Genomic DNA, 22,869 nt, shown 5'->3' on the forward strand with positions numbered 1-22,869 from the left:
TTTAATCTAATTTATTGATGTAGTATTTTGGATATTTACTCGCCACAAAGGTAAATTGATTTTTTGATAAAGGCTGATTGGTTTTAAAAGAATTAACGGTTAAAGTTGTTTTTGTTCCGTTTTTTCCTGTTTCAATCAAATTATAGATGTGTTTGGTCTGCACATCGATGCCCAGAAGGATTTCTTTTCTTTGGTCTTTTCCGGAAGTAGGTACTAATTTGATGTATTGAATTTTTCTTCCTTTAACATTTTGAACAATATCCATATTGTATTTGTACCCCGAGTTAAAAAAAGTAAGCATTTTGGAAGGTGTAATAGCATTGTCGTCCTTTTCGTTTACTTTAGAAATAGTAACTTCTTCATCTTCAGGAACAATCGTGTATGTTTTTTGACCATCAAATATTTTAGTAACACCCATGAAATTCAGTACATACTGATTTCCTTTCATAATAACATTTCCTTTGCTGTCCTGATTAATATTTTCTTTGGCGTTGTTTAAAGAATATTTGAAATCAATAGAGATGTTGTCGTAGCTTTTTATTTTGGCTGTTACCTGGTTCAATAAATCTTTGGCTTTTTTATCCTGAGCCTGAACAGAAGTAAAACTCAAAAGCAATAAAATTGCCATTTGAAGTGATTTTTTAGTCATTTTCATGATAGAATTGTTTGTGATTTCCTGAATTTTCGTTTTCATGATGGGTTTAATTTTGTTCATTATTAAAAAATTGATCAAGAGAACTTAAATCTAAGATATTTACAGTTCGGGCTTTACTGCCTTCAAAAGGCCCGACAATTCCGGCTGCTTCCAGCTGATCAATCAGACGGCCAGCTCTGTTGTAACCTAATTTTAATTTTCTTTGCAATAATGAAGCTGAACCTTGTTGAGCATTGACAATGATTTCTGCAGCTTCCCTAAATAAAGTATCTCTTTCAGAAATATCCATATCAAGATTAATGCCAGTTTCCTCTCCAACAAACTCAGGAAGCAAATAAGCTGTGGCATACGCTTTTTGTGAACCAATAAAATCTGTAATTTTTTCGACCTCAGGAGTATCAATGAAAGCACACTGAACACGGACCACATCGTTACCGTTTGTATATAATAAATCTCCACGTCCAATTAACTGATCGGCACCTTGAGTATCTAGAATAGTTCTCGAGTCAATTTTTGAGGTTACCCTAAAAGCAATCCTTGCAGGGAAGTTGGCTTTGATTAAACCTGTAATTACATTTACAGATGGTCTTTGTGTAGCTATAATTAAGTGAATACCAATAGCACGGGCTAACTGCGCCAGACGGGCAATCGGAATCTCAACTTCCTTACCGGCAGTCATAATCAAATCGGCGAACTCATCGACAACTAAAACAATGTAAGGTAGAAATCGGTGACCGGCTTCTGGGTTTAATTTTCTTGATTTGAATTTCTCGTTGTATTCCTTGATGTTACGAACCATAGCATCTTTTAATAAAGAATAACGGTTGTCCATTTCGGTACAAAGAGAATTTAAAGTATTGACTACTTTGGCATTGTCAGTAATAATGGCGTCTTCTGTATCCGGAAGTTTCGCTAAGTAATGTCTTTCAATTTTATTGAAAAGGGTAAGCTCTACTTTTTTCGGATCTACTAAAACAAATTTAACCTCGGCTGGATGTTTTTTGTATAAAAGCGAAGTTAATACAGCATTCAGTCCAACAGATTTTCCTTGTCCTGTAGCACCTGCCATCAAAAGGTGAGGCATTTTGGCCAAATCGACAACAAAAGTTTCGTTGGAAATAGTTTTTCCTAAAGCAATTGGCAGTTCCATTTCAGCTTCCTGAAATTTAGCTGATCCGATAACGCTTTTCATCGAAACCATAGTGGGGTTTTTGTTCGGAACCTCAATACCGATAGTTCCTTTTCCTGGAATTGGTGCAATAATACGAATTCCTAAAGCAGATAAAGAGAGTGCAATGTCATCTTCTAAACTCTTAATTTTAGAAATTCTGATTCCCGCTTCCGGTACAATTTCATATAAGGTTACAGACGGTCCAACTGTTGCTTTTATCTGTGCAATTTCAATTTTATAATTGCGAAGTGTATCTACAATTCTGTTTTTATTTTCTTCTAATTCTTCCTGATTAATGGTAATTCCGCCGGTCGAATATTCTTTTAATAAATCGATGGTTGGGAATTTATAATTGGACAAATCCAAAGTTGGGTCGAATAATCCGAAATCTGCGACTAAACGCGATGCCAGATTTTCTTCGATAATATCTTCTTCTTCAGGTTTCTCGATAACCAATTCTTCGTTGTGATGCACTGTAGGAGTTGTGCTCACTGGATTGATATCCATCTGAACGGGTTTTAAAATCGGATTCAAATCGATTTCTGATGAATTTGAAATCGTAGGTTTTAATGCCTCTTTGTTAATCTCGAATTGTGTGTCTTCGGTTTTTAAATGAATATTGTCTAATTCAGGATCTTCTTCCTCAATGGCAAATTCTTCTAAATTATAAGCGCTTTCAGGTTGTGGAGACGTTTTTATAGCGTTTAATTCTGATTTTAATTCATTTTTGGTGGAATCAAAATAAGACTGGATTTTTTCAGGAGATACCTTTATTTTAAAAATCAGATACACAATTAATCCGAAAAGCAGTGTCAGTAAAGTTCCTGTTTTTCCGATATAATCCTGAAGGAATAAGTTAAGTTCATACCCAATTATACCACCTAGTTCAGGGGCTGATGTGGCAAAAAAACCAAATAATATGGAAACAATTATTATGGCAAATAAATCCCAGAACCAGGTACTTTTTAGCTTTTTGGTTGACATTTCTAAAGCCAAAAATAATCCTGTAAGGAAAAATAGACGTACAAAAATAAAGGAAGCAATACCAAAACCTTTATATACGATTAAATCGGCAAGATAGGCCCCGAATTTTCCGAGCCAGTTTTGCACCACTTCAGTACGATCGTCCAGATGACTGACAGCACTTTGATCAGTCTGCCATTGCCCGTTGATATAAAAAGAAATAAAGGCAACTAATAATGCAATAGAAAATAATACTAAAAGGCAGCCTAAAACAAATTTTTGTTGTTTGGATAAATTCCAGGACCTTTTAGTATCGGTTTTTGATTCGTTTTTTTTGTCTGTAGTTTCTTTTTTGGTTGTTTTTGCCATTCTTGCGTATCCTGTTTTGCCTATATAAATTTTGGTATATAAATAATCAAGCCTATTGCTATTGCTGTCATTGCGGCAAAAAATACTGCTCCGGCAGCAATATCTTTAATAAATCCGATTTTCTCGTGGTAACTTGGGTGAATAAAATCGGCTACTTTTTCTACAGCTGTATTTAATCCTTCTACACTTAATACAAGACCAATTGCAAAGATTTGAAAAAGCCATTCTTCATGAGAAATGTCAAAATAAAAACCGGCAATAGTCAGTAGTATTCCAAGAGAAAACTGTACCATAACGCTGTGTTCGGTACTGATTAATTTTACAGCTCCCTTAAAAGCGTATGTCACGCTTTTAAGTCGGCCTTTAACAAAAGTATTGTCTTTTTGAAATTCCATTTAATGGGATTATAATGCTGCTAAAGCTGCTTCGTAATTTGGTTCGTTAGCAATTTCAGCAACTTGTTCTGTATGTACCACTTTTCCGTCTGCATCAACTACGATGATAGCTCTTGAAAGTAAACCTGCTAATGGTCCGTCAACGATATCTAAACCGTTTGCTTTACCAAAAGAACCTTCCTGAAAATCTGACAAGTTTACTACATTTTCTAAACCTTCAGCTCCACAAAAACGTTTTTGGGCGAATGGCAGATCTCTGGAAATACATAAAACAGTTGTGTTGTCTAAATTACTTGCACTTTCATTGAATTTTCTAACAGAAGTAGCACAAGTTCCTGTGTCAATACTTGGGAAGATGTTTAAAACTAATTTTTTACCGGTGAAGTTGCTTAATGAAGCTACTGATAAATCGTTTTGTACTAATTTGAAATCAGCTAATTGCGATCCAATTGTTGGTAATTCCCCTGAAGTATGAATAGGATTTCCTCCTAAAGTTATTGAAGCCATGTTTTTTATTTAAATTAAATGAGGTTCAAAAGTAAGGATTAATATTTGAATCTAAAAGTATTTGTTGCGGGTTGTGATGACAATTAGGTGAGTTTTAAGATAACGAAAATTTGTAAATTTTAGTATTTTCAATATCAGTCTGAGCGTAGTCGAAGACGTTCTTTGTTCTAAAGCCTTCGATTCGTTCAGGATGATAAAAATTTTGGTCTATCTCTTTATTCTATCATCTTTTCTCTATTTTCTTTTTTCCGCGAGAGGGATGGGAGCAGGCTACCGAAGTAGCGCGGACAGCCCGACAGCATCCCGATGAAAGGGCGTATATGCTCAAAGAAAGTTTGCCCCTTCATCGGGATGGTGGCTCGCCCAAAATAATTAGATAATTAGATAATTGATTATGATTTTGTCGATTTACTTTGCGGGGCTTCGACTCTGCTCAGCCTGACAAAGATTGCCTGAAAACTGAGACTGAATACTGTAAATAAAAAAAAGCGTCCCTAAAATAGAAACGCTTCTTCAGTTGTTTTTCGTTTTTTTAAGTGGCCGACTATTTGTCGATAGAACCTAAAACACGTTTCATAAACGTATTTAAAGCTTCTTTTTTATCTGTTCCCTGGGCAACCAATTTTTGTACTTCAAGAGCGCCGTACATATTCGAAATCAATTCGCCGATTACGTCTAATTCTTCATCTTTAAGTGAAGGAATTTCAGTCATCGCTTCCAGAACTTCGATCGTTTCAATGATATAATCCTGGTCGTTTTCTTCGATGAATTGTGTTAAATGCTTTATTACGGGTAATTTCATATTTAGACTTCTTAGATTTTAGACTCTTTAGACTTTTTAGACTTTTTTAAAGTTTGTAGACAGCATCTAAGATGTCTAAAAATCTAAGCCAGTCTAACTAATCTAAATTTAAGCAATTGCGTTTACAAGATCGATTAAAACTTCTTGTTTGTTAGTCTGCATTTCACCAACTAATTGTCCGTTTACGAAGGTTGCGAATGTAGGCAGATTGCTTACATTAGCTAATTTTCTTGATTCAGGAGAATTTTCTGCATCAACCAAAACAAAAGTGATAGCTTCATTTTCTGTTGCTAATTTTTTGAATTTTGGTTTCATAATACGGCAATTTCCACACCATGAAGCTGAATATTGTACTACTACTTTTTCGTTTTTAGCAACTAAATCTGCTAACGTATCTTCGTTTAAGTCGATTAACATAGTTTTTTGAAATTTAAATATCAATTTCAATGTCAAAAATCAATTTTTTAAGTGATTGATATTTGAGTTCAAATTGAAATTATTGTTTGTTTTTGAAGAGAATTATGAATTTCAATGGCAAAGTCAAATTGAATGTTGAAATTGCCATTGAAATTGTTATTGCAAATTAGTTTGCGCTTAAGTATTCAGCAGTACTAACTCTGTCTGCAGACATAGCTTCTTTACCAGCTTCCCAGTTTGCAGGACAAACTTCACCTTTAGTCTGGATGTGTGTGTAAGCATCAACCATTCTTAAGTATTCGTTTACGTTACGTCCTAATGGCATATCGTTAACACTTTCGTGGAAGATTTTTCCAGTTTCGTCGATTAGGTAAGTAGCTCTGTAAGTTACATTTGAACCTTCTATAATAACTGAATCAGTATCTTCGCTGTAGCTTGTAGATTCGATATCTAAAATACCTAAAATGTTAGCTAAGTTACGGTTAGTATCTGCTAAGATTGGGTAAGTAACACCTTCGATTCCACCATTATTTTTTGGAGTATTTAACCATGCAAAGTGAACCTCGTTTGTGTCGCAAGAAGCTCCGATAACGATAGTATTTCTTTTTTCAAATTCTGGTAATGCAGCTTGAAAGGCGTGTAATTCAGTTGGACATACAAAAGTAAAATCTTTTGGATACCAGAACAATAGTACTTTTTTGTTGTTGTTTACTGCTTCTTCAAAGATGTTGATTTTTAAGTTATCACCCATTTCTGAGATAGCATCTACTGCAATACTTGGGAATTTTTTTCCTACTAAAGACATAATATTCGTTTTACGTTAAAAATTTATTTCTGGTGCAAAAGTAGGACATAAGTATAAGTAGTTATAATAAGATGTGATTATAAAAATTTATAAGTTGATAAATTTTGACTATTTAAAAATGTAATTTACTGAATATCAATATTCACGGGTAAAATTCCCTTAAAAGTATTTTTCTCTAAAAATTGATTTGCAGCTGTTTTTTGAAATTCTTCAAAATCCTGATACGCCTGAATCAGTCCTGAAGCTTTTTTAAGATTCGGAATAAGCGGTAAAACGTACGGATTTCCGAAAACGTAAACAATGCATTTTTTGGTTTCCAATAAATTTGAAAGCAATTCGAAAACTTCATTATTTACTTCGAAATTATTCAAGGGTTTTGCCTTTGGAACAAATAATGAAATGATGATGGTTTCGAAGTTTTCTAATTGTTTTTTTATTGAAGAAATATCCGAATCCTCTAAACTTTCAAAAGCAAATTCTGGTGAAGGTAATGTTGTATTTAAAGTTTTTAAAAATGTGTTTTCTGTATTTTTATATAAACTAAGCTTGGCTAATGTGTTGTTTTTACAAGCTTTAACGGCTAAATCTGAAATTCCGTTGTCTATGATTTTTGTGATGCAATTCTGAGCGATTTCAAGATTTAATTTAGAAGCATTTTCGAAATTCAATTCACCAGAAGCAAAAGTTTCATTCGAAAACAATCCTACTTTTTCTTTTGCTTTTCTAATTCTTTCATAGCTTTCAAAAATACGGTCCGGAGAAGCGTTTTTAAAGATGGCTTCAATTCCTTCCGGAACATTTTCGGCGAAGCATAAAATATCGTTTCCGGCGTTGAAAGCTTCCCATTCTAATTGTCCTTTAGTTTCGTACAATTTAGAAACGCTGTGCATATTTAAAGCATCAGAAATTACTAAACCGTCATAACCTAATTTCTCGCGCAAAAGATCCTGAATAATCGGTTTTGATAAAGTTGCCGAAGTATCTTTTCCGTCATTTAAACTCGGAACAGCTAAATGTCCAATCATAATCGAATCAACATTATTTTCAATTCCTTTGATGAACGGATATAATTCATTTTCTAATAATTCTTCTAAAGTTTCTTTTAAAACTGGTAATCCCAAGTGTGAATCCACGTTAGTATTTCCGTGTCCGGGAAAATGTTTTAAACAGCCTAAAATGCCAACCTCGGACATTCCTTTTAAATATTCAACCGCAAAATGGGCTACTTTTTCTTTGTTTTCACCAAAAGAGCGATATCCAATAACCGGATTATTCGGATTATTATTAATATCAGCCAAAGGCGATAAATTATAATGAATTCCGGCTGCTTTTAAATCCAATCCGATTTGTTTTCCAACTTCGTAAATCAGCTTTGAATTGTTTTCAGGCAGAGCACCAAGTGTGATTGCGTACGGATATTGTGGTGTTTTTTCGATACGCATTGCCAGACCCCATTCGGCATCAATACTAATTAAAAGTGGGGTAGAAGCTGCTTTTTGATAACGAACAATCAGCGCTTTGATTTTTTCGTAACTGTCGTCATTAAAAACAATTTTTTGCTTGCTTTCGTAGTTGGTTGCAGCACTTGCACGACTGTGAAAAAAAGTCAATCCGCCAATATTATAGTCTTTGATAAGGCGTTCGGTTTCCTGAATGTTTTCTTCGGTATCGTTGATGAATACTGCTGGAAAGAAAAATTGTCCTATTCTTTGTCGTAATGCTTCGGCTGTCATTTTCATTATTATAAAGTCTTTTTCATGCAGACACTATTATCCATTTTTTCGTAAGGCGGATAATTGGGTATTATGGTGTAATTTAATTTTTGGTATAAGTTGATGGCTTCGGGCTGGTTTTTTCCGGTTTCGAGAATGGTGTAGGCATAACCAATTTCTTTCGCCCAAATTTCAAGTGCTGCCAAAACTGCCGATGCAATTCCTTTTTTTCTGTGATCAGGATGAACGTACATTCGTTTAATTTCTGTTTTGCCTGGTTCTTTTTCGCGAAAAGCACCACAGCCAACCGGAATTCCGTTCTCGTAATAAACGATAGTATGTTTTATTTTATCGATTTTATTATATTGATTATAAAACGCATGATCTTCGCCATCTCTAATCGCTAAATCCTGATCCAATAAAACAACCAGATTTATAAAATCAATATCGTCTGAGTTGGTTCGTTTTAACGCATTCATGATAAAGTACTTTATTTCAATTTTGCCTTTTTTTGTTTAGCTAATTGCTTTTTGGTTTCAATTGCTTTTTCCAGTCGGTTTTTGAAGCGAAAGAGTTTTGGGAGTCCTTCCAAGCGGTCTTGGATTGTGATTTCTTCGTACACAATAATTGCTTTTTCTAAAACCCGAATTTCATTGTCAAGATCCAGTTGGTTTTTGTAAATGTTGGCCAATCTGTCATAAGGATGATTTCCTTTAAAGTTTTCCGAGACGTTTTCCTCATACAGTTCAATTGCTTTTTCAAGATTTCCGGTTTTTTCGAACTCAGCTCCTTTCAGGTTGCGTTCGGCCTGCAAATTTTCATTGATTTCCATAGGTAAAAGTTTGATTTGGGGTTAAACTTCTTCTGATTTTTTTCCGAAATCCTTCGGGAATATTAAAAAACGTGATAAAATAAGACCTGGAATTGTAGCTATCAAAACCCAAATAAAGAAATTTTGATAACCTAAATAGTGTTGTATATAACCGCTCAACATGCCCGGAAGCATCATTCCCATAGCCATAAAGCCGGTTGCCAGTGCATAATGTGCTGTTTTTGATTCTCCTTCGGCAACATGTATTAAAAACATCATGAAAGCGGTGAAACCAAAACCATATCCGAATTGTTCTAAGATCACAACAGCATAAATGTAATAAATTGATGTTGGGTGAAAAAATGCTAATAAAATGAAACCAATTATTGGTAAATGCATCGCAAGAAACATTGGCAACATCCATTTGGTAAGTCCTTGTTTCGAAATCGCAATTCCGCCTAAAATTCCGCCTAAAGTTAAAGCACCAACGCCAAAAGTTCCATAAATTATTCCAACAGCTTCCGTGTCTAATCCCATTCCGCCTATTTCTTTTCCGTCCAGTAAAAAAGGACTTAGCATTTTAAGCAGCTGCGATTCTCCTAATCTGAAAACCAGAATAAAAGCCAATACCAATCCGATTTGTTTTTTTTTGAAGAAACTGGCAAATACAGTTGCGAAGTTTTGATTATGATGTGCTTCTTTATTTTCTACAGCATTAATTTCAGTTTTAGGTGTAAAAATGAAATTGTAAATTGTAATTAATGTCATCAATAAACCAACTGCAATCATGGTGTACGACCAGGCTTTTGTATTGTCACCGTATTTGTGTTCCAAATAGCCTGCAAACAAAACGATTAACCCATTTCCGGCTAAAAGTGAAAGTCGGTAAAAAGTACTTCTGATGCCGAGAAAAAAAGATTGCTGTTCTTTTTTTAATGCCAATAAATAAAAACCATCGCTGGCAATATCATTTGAAGCTGAAGCAAAAGCCGCTACCCAAAATATTGCTAAACTCATCATGAAAAATCCGTTTGTCGGAATCGTAAAGCCAACCAGTAAAAATGCAATAGAAATGAGTAACTGCATCGATAAAAACCATTTTCTTTTGGTTCCGTTCAGTTCAATAAAAGGACTCCAAAGCGGTTTTATAACCCATGGTAAATACAATAAACTGGTGTAAACACCAATATCTTCATTGGAAATCCCTAAATTTTTGTACATAATTACCGAAACCGAAATGATGACGGCATAAGGCAATCCGGAAGCGAAATTAAGAAGTGGGATCCAAGACCAGGGAGTGTTATCTGTTTTCATCAGGTTGTGCTGGGGAATAGATTTTAAATGTCTTTTTTAAGTCGATAATAGTTGGTGTACTTTCGTTTGCAAAATAGTCAATAAATGTCACAGCACAAGCTTTATACTGATTCATTTTTGCGGCTTGAATCGAAAAAGAAATTGTTCCTGTATTTTGGCATACTACTACTTTTTCAACGATTTGTCTGGGATCAGTAATATCGATTTTCGAAATATGTTCTGCTCCGTAAACCACTATATATCGCACTTTTGTGTTTAAAGGCGATTTGATGTTAAAGGTATAACGCAGGCTGTCTTTTCCGTACTCAGTTACAATCGGTGTATCTATAATAACACGTTTTAAATTAGGAACTGCAGGTGGAAGTGCCGGATACAAATATTGATTTTCTTCTAAATGCCGAACAATATCAAAGTTTTTGTCCATGAACCATTTCGCACTGAAATAAGCACTTCCGCTTACGTTTTTGAAATTTCTCAAATAATCGATCTGATTCGGGATTTCTGACATGAAATTCCAGCTTTTATCACTGTCTCCTCTAATTTTATAGGATGCGTGACCGATGTAAATGGCTGTATTGTTTGAGTTCTCAGACCACCATTTTACTAATTTTGAGTAATTGGCAACACGATTGTTCATGCTCCAATAGAGTTGTGGCAGAATGTAATCAATCCATTTCTGGTCCATCCATAAAACCGGATCTGCATATAAATCGTCATAATTTGAAGTTGATTGTGTCTCGGAACCTTTTGGGTCTACCGATTTATTTCGCCAAACCCCAAACGGACTGATTCCGAATTGCACCCACGGTTTGCTGGCTTTTATAGTAGTAGAAATCGTGTGTACAAAATTGCTCACATTGGCACGTCTCCAGTCGGCAAGTGACAGACCGCTTCCGTATTTTTTGTAGGATGCTGTGTCGTTAAATACTTTTCCGGGAACAGCATACGGATAAAAATAATCATCAAAGTGAATCGCGTCGATGTCGTATTTGTCAACAACCTCTTTCACCACTTTGGTTAAATGCGACTGAACTTCCGGCAAAGCAGGATCGTAATATAGTTTTCCACCATATTCAATCATCCATTCCGGATGTTTGAAAATATCGTGATTAGGGCTTAATTGCTGTTTATTTAAATCGAAAGTCGCACGGTATGGGTTCATCCAGGCATGAAATTCAAAACCTTTTTCGTGTGCCTGCTCAATCATCCAGGCCAATGCATCATAATACGGACTCGGAGCCTGTCCTTCTTTACCAGTTAAAAACCTTGACCAAGGCGCCAGTTCCGTTGGATAAAAAGCATCACCAACGCTTCTAATCTGAACGATTACGGCATTGTAATTCAGTTTTTTGTAAGCCTCTAAAATCTCGATATAATCTGCTTTTTCTTTTTCAACGTTATCAATCGCTGTTTTTGGCCAGTCAATGTTTACTACAGTTGCAATCCAGACCCCTCTAAATTCGTTTTTAGGATGTTTGGCCTTTTCCTGCGAATTGACTTTCAATCCAAAGAAAAATAAAAATAGAATAGAGAATATTAGGTGCTGATTTTTATGCATTTCAATCTTTTTTAACAGAAACCAAAAATAGTTTTTTTAACGGACTATCGTAAATAATTCAGAAATTATAATTTAAACGCTATTTATTTGGTTTTCATGTAATTCTTTTGGCTTTTTATACGATTAGTTTGTAACTGAATTTGATTATTCATTTTTGAAGCAGAACGATTAGGCTTTTCCTGTGAGTATCGTCCCGCTTTCCGCTACAAACGAAGTTTACTGAACTCCGATTAAAAATAAAAATTAAGTGAAGTAATCTTTTGTGCCGAACCCCGGCACAAAAGGATTTCTACTTCAATCGGGGCTAAAGAGAAACATTTTGCTTTTTTGAGAACATTCCAAAATAATAATCCAAGGTTAATTTTAATTCGGAAACGAAATTTTACCCATCGTTACAGAAGGAATTCCTTTGTTTGTACCAAAATTATAATCTCCGCCCGCAACCGTTTCATTGGCTAAAACCGCAAATAAAACCGCTTCTTTGGCATCGCTTAAAATGCCCAGATCATCGCTTTTTTGAAATTCGCAAGGCAATAATTCTTTTAGCCATTTGACCAATAACGGATTGTTTGTACCGCCTCCTGATATATATACTTTAAAATCCGTAATTGGTGCTCCAGTGTTTTTAACCACAAACTGAATTGCTTCGGCAATTGTTTCTGCGCTCAGTCGTGTTAAAGTAGCCAGCAAATCTGGTGCCGAAATGTTTTCGAGATTGGTTTTTGAAAGTGCCGAATCAACAAATCCTTTATTGAACAATTCCTGACCGATGGTTTTTGGAAAGCTTTTCCGGAAGAAAGCATCGTTTTTTAGTTCCGACAAAAGGGTTTGATTTACGGTTCCGCTTTGGGCGATTTCGGCATCTTTATCGTAACTTTTTTCAGGGAAATACTGTTTGGTGAAAATGTCGATTAAGGTATTGGCTGTTCCGGTATCGGTAACGAAAACTTCCTCGGCGTTTAGGGAAGCAGGCAAATACGTGAAATTCGCGATTCCGCCCATGTTGAGCATGATGCGGTTTTCACCTTTTTTGCTGAATAATAAATAATCGCCATAAACCGCCAAAGGTGCGCCTTCGCCACCCGCAGCAACGTGTTTTTGCCTGAAATCGGATAAAGTTATAATTCCGGTTTTTACAGCAATATGATCGCCATCACCAATTTGCAAAGTCGCATTTGGGAATTTTTCCTGCTGATGCAAAAACTTTGGAGCGTGCAAAACCGTTTGACCGTGCGAGGCGATTAAGTCAACTTCGTGTGCGGGAATATTCCATTTTTTAAGACAATCGTTGACCATTCCGGCGTGCAAAAGACCAATCCATTCGTTTAGTAAACCCAAATGCTGAAAATCGATTGTTTTCTGTGCAAACACTTTACGGATTTCGGTTTTAATGTCTTCGGTATAATTGATGGTTTCGAATTCCAGAATTTTTACAGCCGTATTTTCGCCCGCTCCAGAAATAGCACAAAGCGCAATATCAAGCCCGTCAAGCGAAGTTCCGGACATTAAACCTATTATTTTTCGGGTCTCTTTTTGAGCGATTTTATAAAGAGAACTTATGTTTTTATTCATTAAAATAATGTTTTAAGGAAGTGTTGTTTTGGTAATGCTAAAATGAGATTTATTTGGGGATAAATTTAGGCAAAGTTGGGGATTTTTTTGGGTAGGGAAAAACGGGTATATGTACTTGCTCTTTTTCTATTATTTATTGTTACACTTGTTTGTAATGAATTTTAGTGAAATATGGTTTTCCGTAAAAAAGATTATTATTGAGTGCTGATATTTGTTTCATTATCTAACACTTACTACTAATCTTAACCTTTGTATAGCCATGGAAAAAATAACGGTAAAAAATCTGATAAAATTTAGAGGAAAGAATGATCAGACAAAAATAACTTTTGTAAATAATCTTAAAAAGGAGAAAATAAAGTCTGCTGATGATTCTGGAGGAGATTATTGGATTAGCTGTTTGAGTGCAATTAGAAATACTTTTAAGTATGACAATGTAGAATTGTTAGAAGAAAAAATTAGTCTATTGCAAGATAAGATTAGAGTTGAAGAAGATGGAAGAATAAAAGATCAATTTCAAAGAAATTTAGATATTGTAAGTAATTTTAGGGATTATGATTTTCAACATTTAAAACCAAATGTTGATTTGACTTTTCTTACGCAACGAAAGGACCATGCAATACTTAATATTAAAGGATTTCCAATTGAAGCAAAACCATGTCATATTTTTTCATTTTCAAATAATAATAGCGAGGAAATTGGAGGAATTTGGTTTGTGTCTCAACTAAAAGGCTTCACTAAAAATGAATTAGGAATGTTTGTAGATGTGCTTTATCGTTATTTAGATAACCATTATTCAGATGATTTTTTTGTTAATCCTAATTATTGTATTGCTGTGGACCTTTATAACGGACAAGAAATAAACTACACTGAAATTCAGAATGGCAAAATCCCAGCATTGATCGATTCAACGTTAGATGATTTAAAAGAATTTTAAAATTAGAAATTAAGTTCAAAATGTAGAATTTGTGCAGAGGATAAAATAAAATTACTGTCGCCACACAGCACTAAAACAGATTTGGACATTGACTTAATGGAAGTTGGTTTTGTATTTGGGACGATGTAGTAAATCCAAATTATGTACTTAATTTAGTCTAAAATAATACTGATTATCAAAGTGTTTTTGTAATTATAATCAACATGAAAGTAAATCCGAAAATTTATAAAATAGACAAATCCAAAAGATTGTTGAAAACATATGCAAATTCTGAAGAGATATGCAAAGCAATTGTAAAAGTATCAAGATTAAAATCTGACCCGAAATTTCAACTTAGAGAAACAGATTATCGCATCGAAAGAGATGACGAAAACGATTTGTGGTTTTTTCTTTACATTTATAAAACGCAAGATGTCGAATCAGAATGGATTAATTTTTTTCCCTCAAATTTTACAAAGGATGCGGATTTTAATCAGCAGAAAGTATCTTTGATTTTTTTCGTGGAATTTCAAAAACAACTTTATTGCATTATTGGAGGAAGTGCGTTTAGATATATTCAGCCATACATTGAAGAAGATTTTGGAATAAATATTTACTCAAGGATATTGGATCCGGAGAATGATGAACTTCTTAGCATTCGGACAAGAAATATTACTGGTAAGATAGCTGTCAATTCCAATTATTACAAAAACAATTTTAAATTAATTGACCATATAAAATTTGGAACAGTTCCAACTGAAATAAGTGTCAAATTACACAACGATATAAACGATTATTTCAGTTCATTAAAGAAAGATACCGGAAATGTTCAGATTCATGTATCAAGTTCTATAAAGTTTCGAAAAGTAATAGAATATGTTGATTTAATAGAAGTTGTTAAAGAGTTGAAATTTATTGAAGAACTTGAAAGAAAAGATTATTTAACTACTTATGAAAAAATAAATGATTATAACCTGATTGAAAATACATTTACAGAAACCTTAGTCACTACAATCTTTAATGATGTCAATAATACCTTACAAGCTACCATTAATCCTATAAATAAATTCCACTTTGAATTCTGTCACCCTTCAAAACTTGAAGAGTTTTATGAAGCAGATTATTTTGAATTATTAGAATTAGACGATGATAAAAAACAAAATTTATTTGCAAAAATAAATGACCGGAATAGAATTTATTTTCAAGTATTATCGAGAGCAGTAAATCGATTTGGAGCTAATATGGCAATTGACGAATTTAAGTATTTTCTATTCGGTGTCAGAGTTAGAAGTTATAAAAACGGAGTGAGAAAAAACTTAACTTCTGGAATGTTTCTTCATCATTTTAATACCGAACTCGAAATTAATCAAAGACCAATATTTTTACTAGATAATAATTGGTATTTTTTACAAGATTCTTTTCTGAAAGATTTGAATAGAACTTGCGAAAGAATTCTCAAAAATTTTAAAGCACCAAATTCATTGTTAACCAAAATATGGAATTTAAAGAAAGAGAATACAGAAAAAAAATATAATTTGCTTTACAAGGACTTAAAAAATTATCTAGTATTTGATACAATTGCTATTAGCGGAATTGAGTTGTGCGATATAATAAAATATGATGCACAAAACGTATATTTAATTCACGTTAAACGAGGTTTTGACTCGTCTATGCGTGAGTTATACAATCAAATAATCCTTTCAGCGAGAAGAGTTGAAGAATCAAGATCGAGTACAGACAAAACTTACTTAAAGAACTGTTTTAATTCATTAATCAAAAAGAAGCAAGGTAATTCTATTGATTCAGTTGAAAATTTTTTAGAACTATTTCAAAAAAATATAAAATATGTAATGGCTTTCTCTAATAGTAATTCGAATAATGCAATTGAAGATCAAATTGGAAAAGTCAAATCAAGTATTGCGAAATTCTCGGTAATTCAAACATCAAGCGAAATGAGATCCAACTATTTCGAATTACTTTTTACTCAAATTGAACATTCATAATCCTTGTTTATCATAGCGAAAAGTATTCGATAAATCTTTAATAAAAAAATGAGCAAATTCAAAAATATAGATTCAAAACTTTCTGATTTAGCAAATAAGCTTAATGGGAGATTAACTAAAGATAGACCTAGTTATCCAAAATCATTAAGAACATTTGAAGAAAGAAGAATTGATTGGGTAGAAAATGACATAATGAAAGCCATTATAATTCAGCCGAATTTTGAAATAAATGGTGTGAATTCAAATATTTGGAATTTCATAAATCTTGCTATTTATGACGATGGTTTTTCAATTTCAAATCCAAAATGGATGAAGATATTAGTTGATCAAAAAGATTTTAGTTTTGTTGAAGACAACATAGATAATTTACTTTTAAAGTCTGAAGAGAATTTATGTAATATTTCAGTTTCAGACTTGTTATAATTTAACCGATTTCAATCCGATAGCGCGAATTTTTAATCCGTGCCCACCACGACTGAACATAAGAAAAGCAAAAAAATATACTTTGCGGGGACGAATTACAAATTCGCACTATCGTTGTATCAATTAGGATAAAAAAGACTATTATCATCTGATTGAAAAATATTTTTCTTAAATTAGAGAAACAATTAAATTCAAAAAACATGAATTCATCAAAAATAATAGGAATAATTCTGATCGTTATTAGTCTCGGTGTCGGGTATGTAGGTATCAACAAAATAGCTGATAATACAAAAGAAATTAATTTATTAGGACTAAAAATTGACGCATCCAACGAATCCGGTAAAGAACAGGGATACCTTTATTTAGGAGTGGCCGTCATTTTACTTGCGGGCGGAATTTACACGGTCAACAAATCAAAGTAAAGTGCAGTAAGTAGATATTGTAAATATTGCATGAGGCATTGTTGGGTAACTATTTCTTGTAAATTAATTTTCCCAATAACCTTCTTATGAAACCTAGAGCCCTAGCCCTGATGGCAGCGGCATCCTTTTGTGCCGGGGTTCGGCATAAAAGATACAGCGTACAGCAGGAATCAGCTCCTGTTCATAACAAACTTATTAAACACAAAAACCGCCTCAAATAGCACTTTGAGGCGGTTTTTTATGATAAAACAGAATTGCTTTTAGAATTTATATGTTACACCTACTCTAAAGTTTCTTGGTGGCTCGGTTTGCCAGTAATAGACTCCATTACTAACCCATTGGTAGAAGGAACCGCTATACAAATATTCATCTAAGATATTAAAGACATTAGCCGTTACTTTGAATTTGCTTTTTTCATACGACAATCCGCCATCTAATTTAAAATAATTAGGTAATTTTTCTAATCCTTCGCTCCAGGTATCAGTTTGACGTCCTGCAAGATATGTTCCTCCAATAGATGCACCTAAACCTTTTAATATTCCGGTAGGAACAGTATAGTTTAGCCATGCATTTGCTACGTGTTTAGAATATCCCGGAACTATATCACCTTCAGTAAAAGTGCTGACATTAGCTTCTGTTACTTTTGATTCCGTAAAGGCATAATTAGCAATTATGTTTAGACCATCAACTATTTTACCTCTTAAGTCAACCTCAAAACCTTCAGCTGTTTTTTCTCCTAATGTTGTACTGTAAACAACTCCCGGTACATAAAAATCGTCGTCAGGTCCTGGTTGAACAGGATCTGTAGTAAGTTCATTTTGTTTAATGATACTATATGCAGAAAGGGTGGTGCTCCAGGTACCGTTAAACCAATCTTTTTTAATACCTATCTCACGGTTTGTACCTGTAAGTGGTTTTATGTTTTCTGTAGGTCTCACTCTTCCGGACTGTGGTGTGAATGCCTGATCGTACACTCCATAAACAGCCAAAGAAGGTGTTACTGACCAGCTTAATCCTATACGAGGCGTAATGTGGCTGTCTGCAGCCGGATCACTATAACTGCTGGTTTGTTTAATCCAGGTGTAACGTGCTGCTAAAGTAAGTCTTAATTTATTTTCAAAGAAGCCTAATTCATCCTGAACATATCCGGCTGCAAATTGCTGACCATATAATCCAGCTGCCCTTTGGCTTAAAGGTGTACTTTCATCAAAATTTGGCAGCCCGTTTGCCGGTGTTCCATAATCAGGATTTAAAACATTAAAAGGATCTTCTAAAGTATCTAATGCGTGAGTTTGTCCCCAATCGGCCATATAATCTTTTCTCCCTAAATCCATACCTCCTAAAAGTTTGTGACTTACAGGGCCTGTATTGAATTTTCCATTCAGGAAAATCTGACCTAAAAACATATCGCTTTCTGCATCCCAAATACTAACACTTCTGATAATTTCTCCCTGAGACAAAACTTCAGTATCTAAAGAACCATTTGCGTCAGTGTCAATACTTACAGGACCAACCGCTCCTGGCCAGGAGCTGTAACCATCCATTAAATATTTAAAATAGGAAGTCTGGGCTGTTAATTTCCAATTATCATCAAATTTATGTTCAAACATTAAAAAACCACTGTGGTCATTAATTTTTGTATCAGGTAAACCTGGCTGAGTCATAGTAAAATCAACAGGTGTAGTAGCATAGCCTTCATTTGCTGAACTAAAAACATAATATGAACCTACTTCACTTGTATTAGCAAACTGTCCGTTATATTCTACTGTTACTTTTGTTTTATCGCTCAATTGATAAGAAATAACCGGTGCTATTACGTAGCGGTCATTATGTTCATAAGGTCTGTGAGATCCCTTTTTTTGAAAGGCACCATTAAAACGGTAAAGGAATTTTCCGGCTTTATCAAATTTTCCGTCTAAGTCAATACTGGCACGATAAAAATCGAAACTTCCTGCTAAAACGCTAGCTTCACCTTTAGTAATTCCGGTTGGTTTTTTGGTAACTACATTGTAAAGTCCACTTGGGTCTCCACTAGATAACATAAATCCGGCAGGACCTTTTACAAATTCGATATGATCGACAAAACTCATGTCTTCTGTAAGTGGTCCCCAGAAAGAAGATACTACGTTAAAGCCATTCCTAAATGCCTGAATTTGTGATCCACGCATGGAGATATTAGTATACATATCGCCCCAGTGCTCTAAACGAACAGCTCCACTCACGTTACGAATAACTCCGTCGCTCATACTGGTAATTTGCTGATCTTTTAATGTTTGAGAACTAACAATCTGAATATTCTGAGGGATTTCTAATACCGGAGTCTGAAGGCGTAAAGATAAAGACGGTTTGTCCTGTTTGTATTTGTTTTTTGTAATAATAACTTCATCAAGATCTTCCTGACTTTCAGAAAGTGCGAAGTTTTTTGTAGTCGTCTGATTTGCTAAAACCTCGATTTTTTCTTCTACCGATTTAATTCCGACTGAATTAATGCTAATAGTGTAGCTTCCCTGTTTAACATTTTTGATCTCATACTGTCCGTTTGCATTAGTAACAGCAGTGTATTTTGTTCCTTTAAGTTTGATTGAAATGTTTTCAGCAGGAAGATTTCCACTTAAAGACACTTTTCCGCTTATTTTTCCAAGTTCCTGACTTATCATGCTGAGTGAACTTAAAATCAGTAAACTGAATAACAATTTTTTGATGGTATTTATTTTCATCTTTGGTTGGGTTAATTTTTTATGACGCAAAAATAATGGCAAATATCTTTTTATCCAAATTATTTTTAATTATTCTAAATAAACTTAGTGTTTCCGGAATTGATTTAGACATTTTTACACTACCAATTAATAATAAATGCAAAAAACACACTTATTAAACATACTGAAAGCCTAAATACAGTAGAAGTTCGCAGTATTATGGCATAAACATTGAAAAATCAGTACCTAATTTTCTTAATTTAGAATAAAAACAAAGGAAATAAGAGTATTTTTGTACCCCAAAAACACATCCGTTTTAAGTTATAAATTCAAATCAGAATGTCAATAATTAAGGAGTTAGAACAACTGTCTGCATCATTAGAAGGAACACTTTTATACGATGATCTTCATAAAACGCTTTATTCAACAGATGCTTCGGTGTATCGAATTAAACCCAATGCAGTGGCAATACCGAAAACGACTGTTGATATTGCCAAACTAATCAAGTTTGCAGCTGAACATAATATGTCTGTTACGCCAAGAACTGCGGGAACCTCGCTGGCTGGACAGGCGGTTGGAGATGGATTGGTAATTGATGTTTCGAAACATTTTACTAAAATTATTTCGTTTGATGCCGAAAAGAAAACTGTTACGGTTCAGCCCGGTGTAATTCGCGACGAGCTGAATTTATTCCTAAAACCTCACGGTGTATTTTTTGCCCCGATTACATCAACCTCAAATCGTGCTATGATTGGTGGGATGGTGGGAAATAATTCTTCCGGGACGACTTCGATTCGGTATGGTGTAACGCGTGATAAAATTGCGGAAGTAAAAGCGATTTTGAGCGACGGTTCTGAAGTGGTTTTTAAAGACCTGACTTCGGATGAATTTATAGAAAAAACAAAAGGCGATACTTTAGAAAATAAAATATACAAAACGATTTACGATGAGCTTTCGATTACAGCCGCTCAGGAAGAAATTGTAAAAGAGTTTCCGAAGCCTGAAATTCATCGTAGAAACACCGGTTATGCGGTTGATATTCTGCTAAAATCGGAATTGTTTGGCGGAACAGAACCAACAATCAACCTCGGGAAACTACTTTGCGGAAGCGAAGGCACTTTGGCGTTTACAACTGAAGTGACACTGAAAGTAGATGATCTTCCGCCTGCGCACAGTATTATGGTGGTTGGACATTATCATACGATTCAGGAATCTTTAGAGTCTGTTGTGGTCGCAATGAAGCATCATTTGTACACCTGCGAAATGATTGACGATACGATTTTAGATTGTACCAAAACGAATCGGGAACACGTAAAAAACAGGTTCTTTTTGCAAGGAGAACCCAAAGCAATTATGTTGTTTGAGGTTGCAGCGCATACTTTAGAAGATGCAGAAAATCAGGCAAATGCTTTAATAGCAGATTTAGAAAAAAATAATTTTGGTTATGCAAGTGTAAAGATTTACGGAGCTGATATTGATAAAGCCAACGAACTGAGAAAAGCCGGTCTGGGACTTTTAGGAAGTATTGTAGGTGACAATAAAGCGGCAGATTCTATTGAGGATACTGCTGTGGAATTGAGCGATTTACCAGCGTATATTGCAGAATTTTCAGCAATGATGTTAAGCCACGGTCAGGAAGCGATTTATTATGCGCATGCGGGCGCGGGAGAGCTGCATCTTCGTCCGGTTTTGAATTTGAAAAAGACTGAGGATTTAAAATTATTCAGAACCATTGCAACTGAAGTAGCGCATTTGGTAAAAAAATACAGGGGTTCTTTAAGTGGTGAACACGGAGACGGAATTGTACGTGGAGAGTTTATTCCTTTTATGATTGGTGAAAAGAATTACGAATTACTAAAAAGAATCAAATTAGCATTCGATCCGAATTCGGTTTTGAATATCGGGAAGATTGTCAACGCTGGGAAAATGGACGAAAATCATCGTGTAATTTCCGGAAGAGTTGAACCGGATATTAAAACGTTCCAGGATTTCTCAGACAGTTTGGGGATTTTGCGTGCAGCTGAAAAATGTAACGGTTCCGGTGATTGCAGAAAATTACCATCGGCAGGTGGAGCAATGTGTCCGAGTTATCGTGCCACCCGAAATGAAAAAGAAACCACTCGTGCCAGAGCAAATGCTTTACGCGAATATCTGACGTATTCTGAAAAAGAAAATAAATTCGACCAGAAAGAATTATACGAAGTTTTTGAGTTGTGTGTAAGCTGTAAAGCCTGTGCCAGCGAATGTCCGAGTAATGTGGACGTAGCTACTTTAAAAGCCGAATTTTTATACCAATATCAAAAAGCAAACGGATTCTCTACCCGAAATAAAATTTTTGCCAACAATGCCAAACTAAATAAAATGGGAAGCATATTCCCATCGATTACGAATTTTATTTCGAATCAGTCTTTAGTGAAAAAAACAATGGGAATTGCGCCTGAAAGGCAGGTTCCGTTATTAGCGAAAAAGACTTTTAGAAAATGGTTTCAGAACCATAAACCCTCAACTACGGATTTTCCAAACGGAAGATTGTATTTGTTTGTAGACGAATTCACGAATTATTACGATGTGAATATCGGAATTGATGCCTTCGAATTATTAACAAAACTAGGGTATCAGGTTTTAGTTATAGATCATGAAGAAAGTGGAAGAGCCTATTTGTCAAAAGGATTTCTGGAAGAAGCCAAGAAAATTGCCAATCACAATGTAAATGTATTTAAAGATCTGGTTTTAGGAAATGCGCCTTTGGTGGGAATAGAACCTTCAGCCATTTTGACTTTTAGAGACGAGTATCTTCGTTTGGCAGATGATAAAGAAGCTGCTGAGAAATTATCCGGAAATACTTTTACGATAGAAGAATTCTTTAAAAAAGAAATCATTGATGGTAAAATCACACCAGAATCCTTTTCTGAAGAAACTAAAGAAATCAAAATTCATGGGCATTGCCATCAAAAATCATTAAGTTCTGTTGAAGCGACTTTTGCGATGCTGAATCTTCCAAAAAACAATACGGTTACAATTTATAATTCAGGCTGTTGCGGAATGGCGGGCTCTTTTGGTTATGAAAAAGAACATTATAATGTGAGTATGCAAATGGGAGAAGATACATTGTTTCCTAAAGTTCGTAATACTGCTGAGAATGTAAAAATCGCAGCTGCAGGAACAAGCTGCCGCCATCAGATTTATGATGGTACGAGTAGAGAAGCCCAGCATCCGGTTAGTATTTTGAGAAGCTGTCTGAAGTGAAATGTTTGTTGTAAAATGTAAAAAGTTAGCCCCCGATTAGGCTAAAAATAAAAAATAATATTCTCGCAGATTTGGCAGATTGAGCAGATTTAATTCAAAAAATCTGCATAAAATT

At 34.6% G+C, this 22,869-nt stretch carries 20 protein-coding genes; 6 read left to right on the top strand and 14 right to left on the bottom strand.

Features of this window, described 5'->3' with window-relative positions; all coding sequences use genetic code 11:
* Position 1: 1 nt before the first annotated feature.
* The 13 genes from DMB68_RS20010 to DMB68_RS20070 all read right to left on the bottom strand — a co-directional run bounded on the left by DMB68_RS20010 (position 2) and on the right by DMB68_RS20070 (position 13,051).
* On the bottom strand, positions 2-694 hold the full coding sequence (locus tag DMB68_RS20010) for a LolA family protein (protein WP_110348583.1): 693 nt from the start codon (positions 692-694) through the stop codon (positions 2-4).
* Positions 695-701: 7 nt separating this feature from the next.
* A complete protein-coding gene (locus tag DMB68_RS20015; protein WP_110348414.1) occupies positions 702-3,158 on the bottom strand; it encodes a DNA translocase FtsK in 2,457 nt (818 codons plus the stop codon).
* A 20-nt stretch (positions 3,159-3,178) separates the two neighbouring features.
* On the bottom strand, positions 3,179-3,553 hold the full coding sequence (locus DMB68_RS20020; RefSeq protein ID WP_110348415.1) for a diacylglycerol kinase: 375 nt from the start codon (positions 3,551-3,553) through the stop codon (positions 3,179-3,181).
* A 9-nt stretch (positions 3,554-3,562) separates the two neighbouring features.
* On the bottom strand, positions 3,563-4,060 hold the full coding sequence (gene tpx, locus DMB68_RS20025; RefSeq protein ID WP_110348416.1) for a thiol peroxidase: 498 nt from the start codon (positions 4,058-4,060) through the stop codon (positions 3,563-3,565).
* Between the two features lie 544 nt (positions 4,061-4,604).
* On the bottom strand, positions 4,605-4,862 hold the full coding sequence (locus tag DMB68_RS20030; protein WP_008462029.1) for a DUF6952 family protein: 258 nt from the start codon (positions 4,860-4,862) through the stop codon (positions 4,605-4,607).
* A 108-nt stretch (positions 4,863-4,970) separates the two neighbouring features.
* The gene (locus DMB68_RS20035) at positions 4,971-5,279 is read right to left on the bottom strand and encodes a thioredoxin family protein (RefSeq protein ID WP_110348417.1); all 309 of its coding nucleotides are present in this window, start codon (positions 5,277-5,279) and stop codon (positions 4,971-4,973) included.
* A gap of 166 nt (positions 5,280-5,445) precedes the next feature.
* Positions 5,446-6,084, bottom strand: a complete 639-nt coding sequence (locus tag DMB68_RS20040) for a peroxiredoxin (protein WP_053471125.1) — start codon at positions 6,082-6,084, stop codon at positions 5,446-5,448.
* 125 nt (positions 6,085-6,209) lie between these two features.
* Complete coding sequence (locus DMB68_RS20045; RefSeq protein ID WP_110348418.1) at positions 6,210-7,823, bottom strand: glycoside hydrolase family 3 protein; 1,614 nt, start codon at positions 7,821-7,823, stop codon at positions 6,210-6,212.
* A 2-nt stretch (positions 7,824-7,825) separates the two neighbouring features.
* The gene (locus tag DMB68_RS20050) at positions 7,826-8,275 is read right to left on the bottom strand and encodes a GNAT family N-acetyltransferase (RefSeq protein WP_110348419.1); all 450 of its coding nucleotides are present in this window, start codon (positions 8,273-8,275) and stop codon (positions 7,826-7,828) included.
* Between the two features lie 11 nt (positions 8,276-8,286).
* Positions 8,287-8,628, bottom strand: a complete 342-nt coding sequence (locus DMB68_RS20055) for a tetratricopeptide repeat protein (protein WP_110348420.1) — start codon at positions 8,626-8,628, stop codon at positions 8,287-8,289.
* A gap of 21 nt (positions 8,629-8,649) precedes the next feature.
* Complete coding sequence (locus DMB68_RS20060) at positions 8,650-9,921, bottom strand: MFS transporter (protein ID WP_110348421.1); 1,272 nt, start codon at positions 9,919-9,921, stop codon at positions 8,650-8,652.
* A complete protein-coding gene (locus DMB68_RS20065; RefSeq protein ID WP_110348422.1) occupies positions 9,908-11,479 on the bottom strand; it encodes a glycoside hydrolase family 10 protein in 1,572 nt (523 codons plus the stop codon). The genes DMB68_RS20060 and DMB68_RS20065 overlap by 14 nt, the downstream gene beginning before the upstream one ends.
* Before the next feature lie 363 nt (positions 11,480-11,842).
* A complete protein-coding gene (locus tag DMB68_RS20070; RefSeq protein WP_110348423.1) occupies positions 11,843-13,051 on the bottom strand; it encodes an anhydro-N-acetylmuramic acid kinase in 1,209 nt (402 codons plus the stop codon).
* 259 nt (positions 13,052-13,310) lie between these two features.
* On the opposite strand from DMB68_RS20070, the gene DMB68_RS20075 reads away from it, so the two are divergent.
* From DMB68_RS20075 to DMB68_RS23750, 5 genes are all read left to right on the top strand, one after another.
* Positions 13,311-13,985 (top strand): hypothetical protein, encoded by a 675-nt coding sequence (locus DMB68_RS20075; RefSeq protein WP_110348424.1) that lies wholly within the window; start codon positions 13,311-13,313, stop codon positions 13,983-13,985.
* A gap of 203 nt (positions 13,986-14,188) precedes the next feature.
* Positions 14,189-15,967, top strand: a complete 1,779-nt coding sequence (locus DMB68_RS20080) for a DUF6119 family protein (RefSeq protein WP_110348425.1) — start codon at positions 14,189-14,191, stop codon at positions 15,965-15,967.
* A 48-nt stretch (positions 15,968-16,015) separates the two neighbouring features.
* Entirely contained in the window at positions 16,016-16,390 is a 375-nt protein-coding gene (locus DMB68_RS20085; RefSeq protein ID WP_110348426.1) for a hypothetical protein, read from the top strand.
* Between the two features lie 152 nt (positions 16,391-16,542).
* Entirely contained in the window at positions 16,543-16,812 is a 270-nt protein-coding gene (locus tag DMB68_RS20090; protein ID WP_124019457.1) for a hypothetical protein, read from the top strand.
* Between the two features lie 86 nt (positions 16,813-16,898).
* On the top strand, positions 16,899-17,033 hold the full coding sequence (locus DMB68_RS23750; RefSeq protein WP_262510118.1) for a hypothetical protein: 135 nt from the start codon (positions 16,899-16,901) through the stop codon (positions 17,031-17,033).
* A gap of 39 nt (positions 17,034-17,072) precedes the next feature.
* On the opposite strand, the gene DMB68_RS20095 is transcribed toward DMB68_RS23750, so the two are convergent.
* Positions 17,073-19,529 (bottom strand): TonB-dependent receptor, encoded by a 2,457-nt coding sequence (locus tag DMB68_RS20095; protein ID WP_110348428.1) that lies wholly within the window; start codon positions 19,527-19,529, stop codon positions 17,073-17,075.
* Positions 19,530-19,847: 318 nt separating this feature from the next.
* On the opposite strand from DMB68_RS20095, the gene DMB68_RS20100 reads away from it, so the two are divergent.
* Positions 19,848-22,754 (top strand): FAD-binding and (Fe-S)-binding domain-containing protein, encoded by a 2,907-nt coding sequence (locus DMB68_RS20100; RefSeq protein ID WP_110348429.1) that lies wholly within the window; start codon positions 19,848-19,850, stop codon positions 22,752-22,754.
* Positions 22,755-22,869 lie beyond the last annotated feature (115 nt).

The sequence above is a fragment of the Flavobacterium hydrophilum genome, from assembly GCF_003202405.1.
Lineage (GTDB): Bacteria > Bacteroidota > Bacteroidia > Flavobacteriales > Flavobacteriaceae > Flavobacterium > Flavobacterium hydrophilum.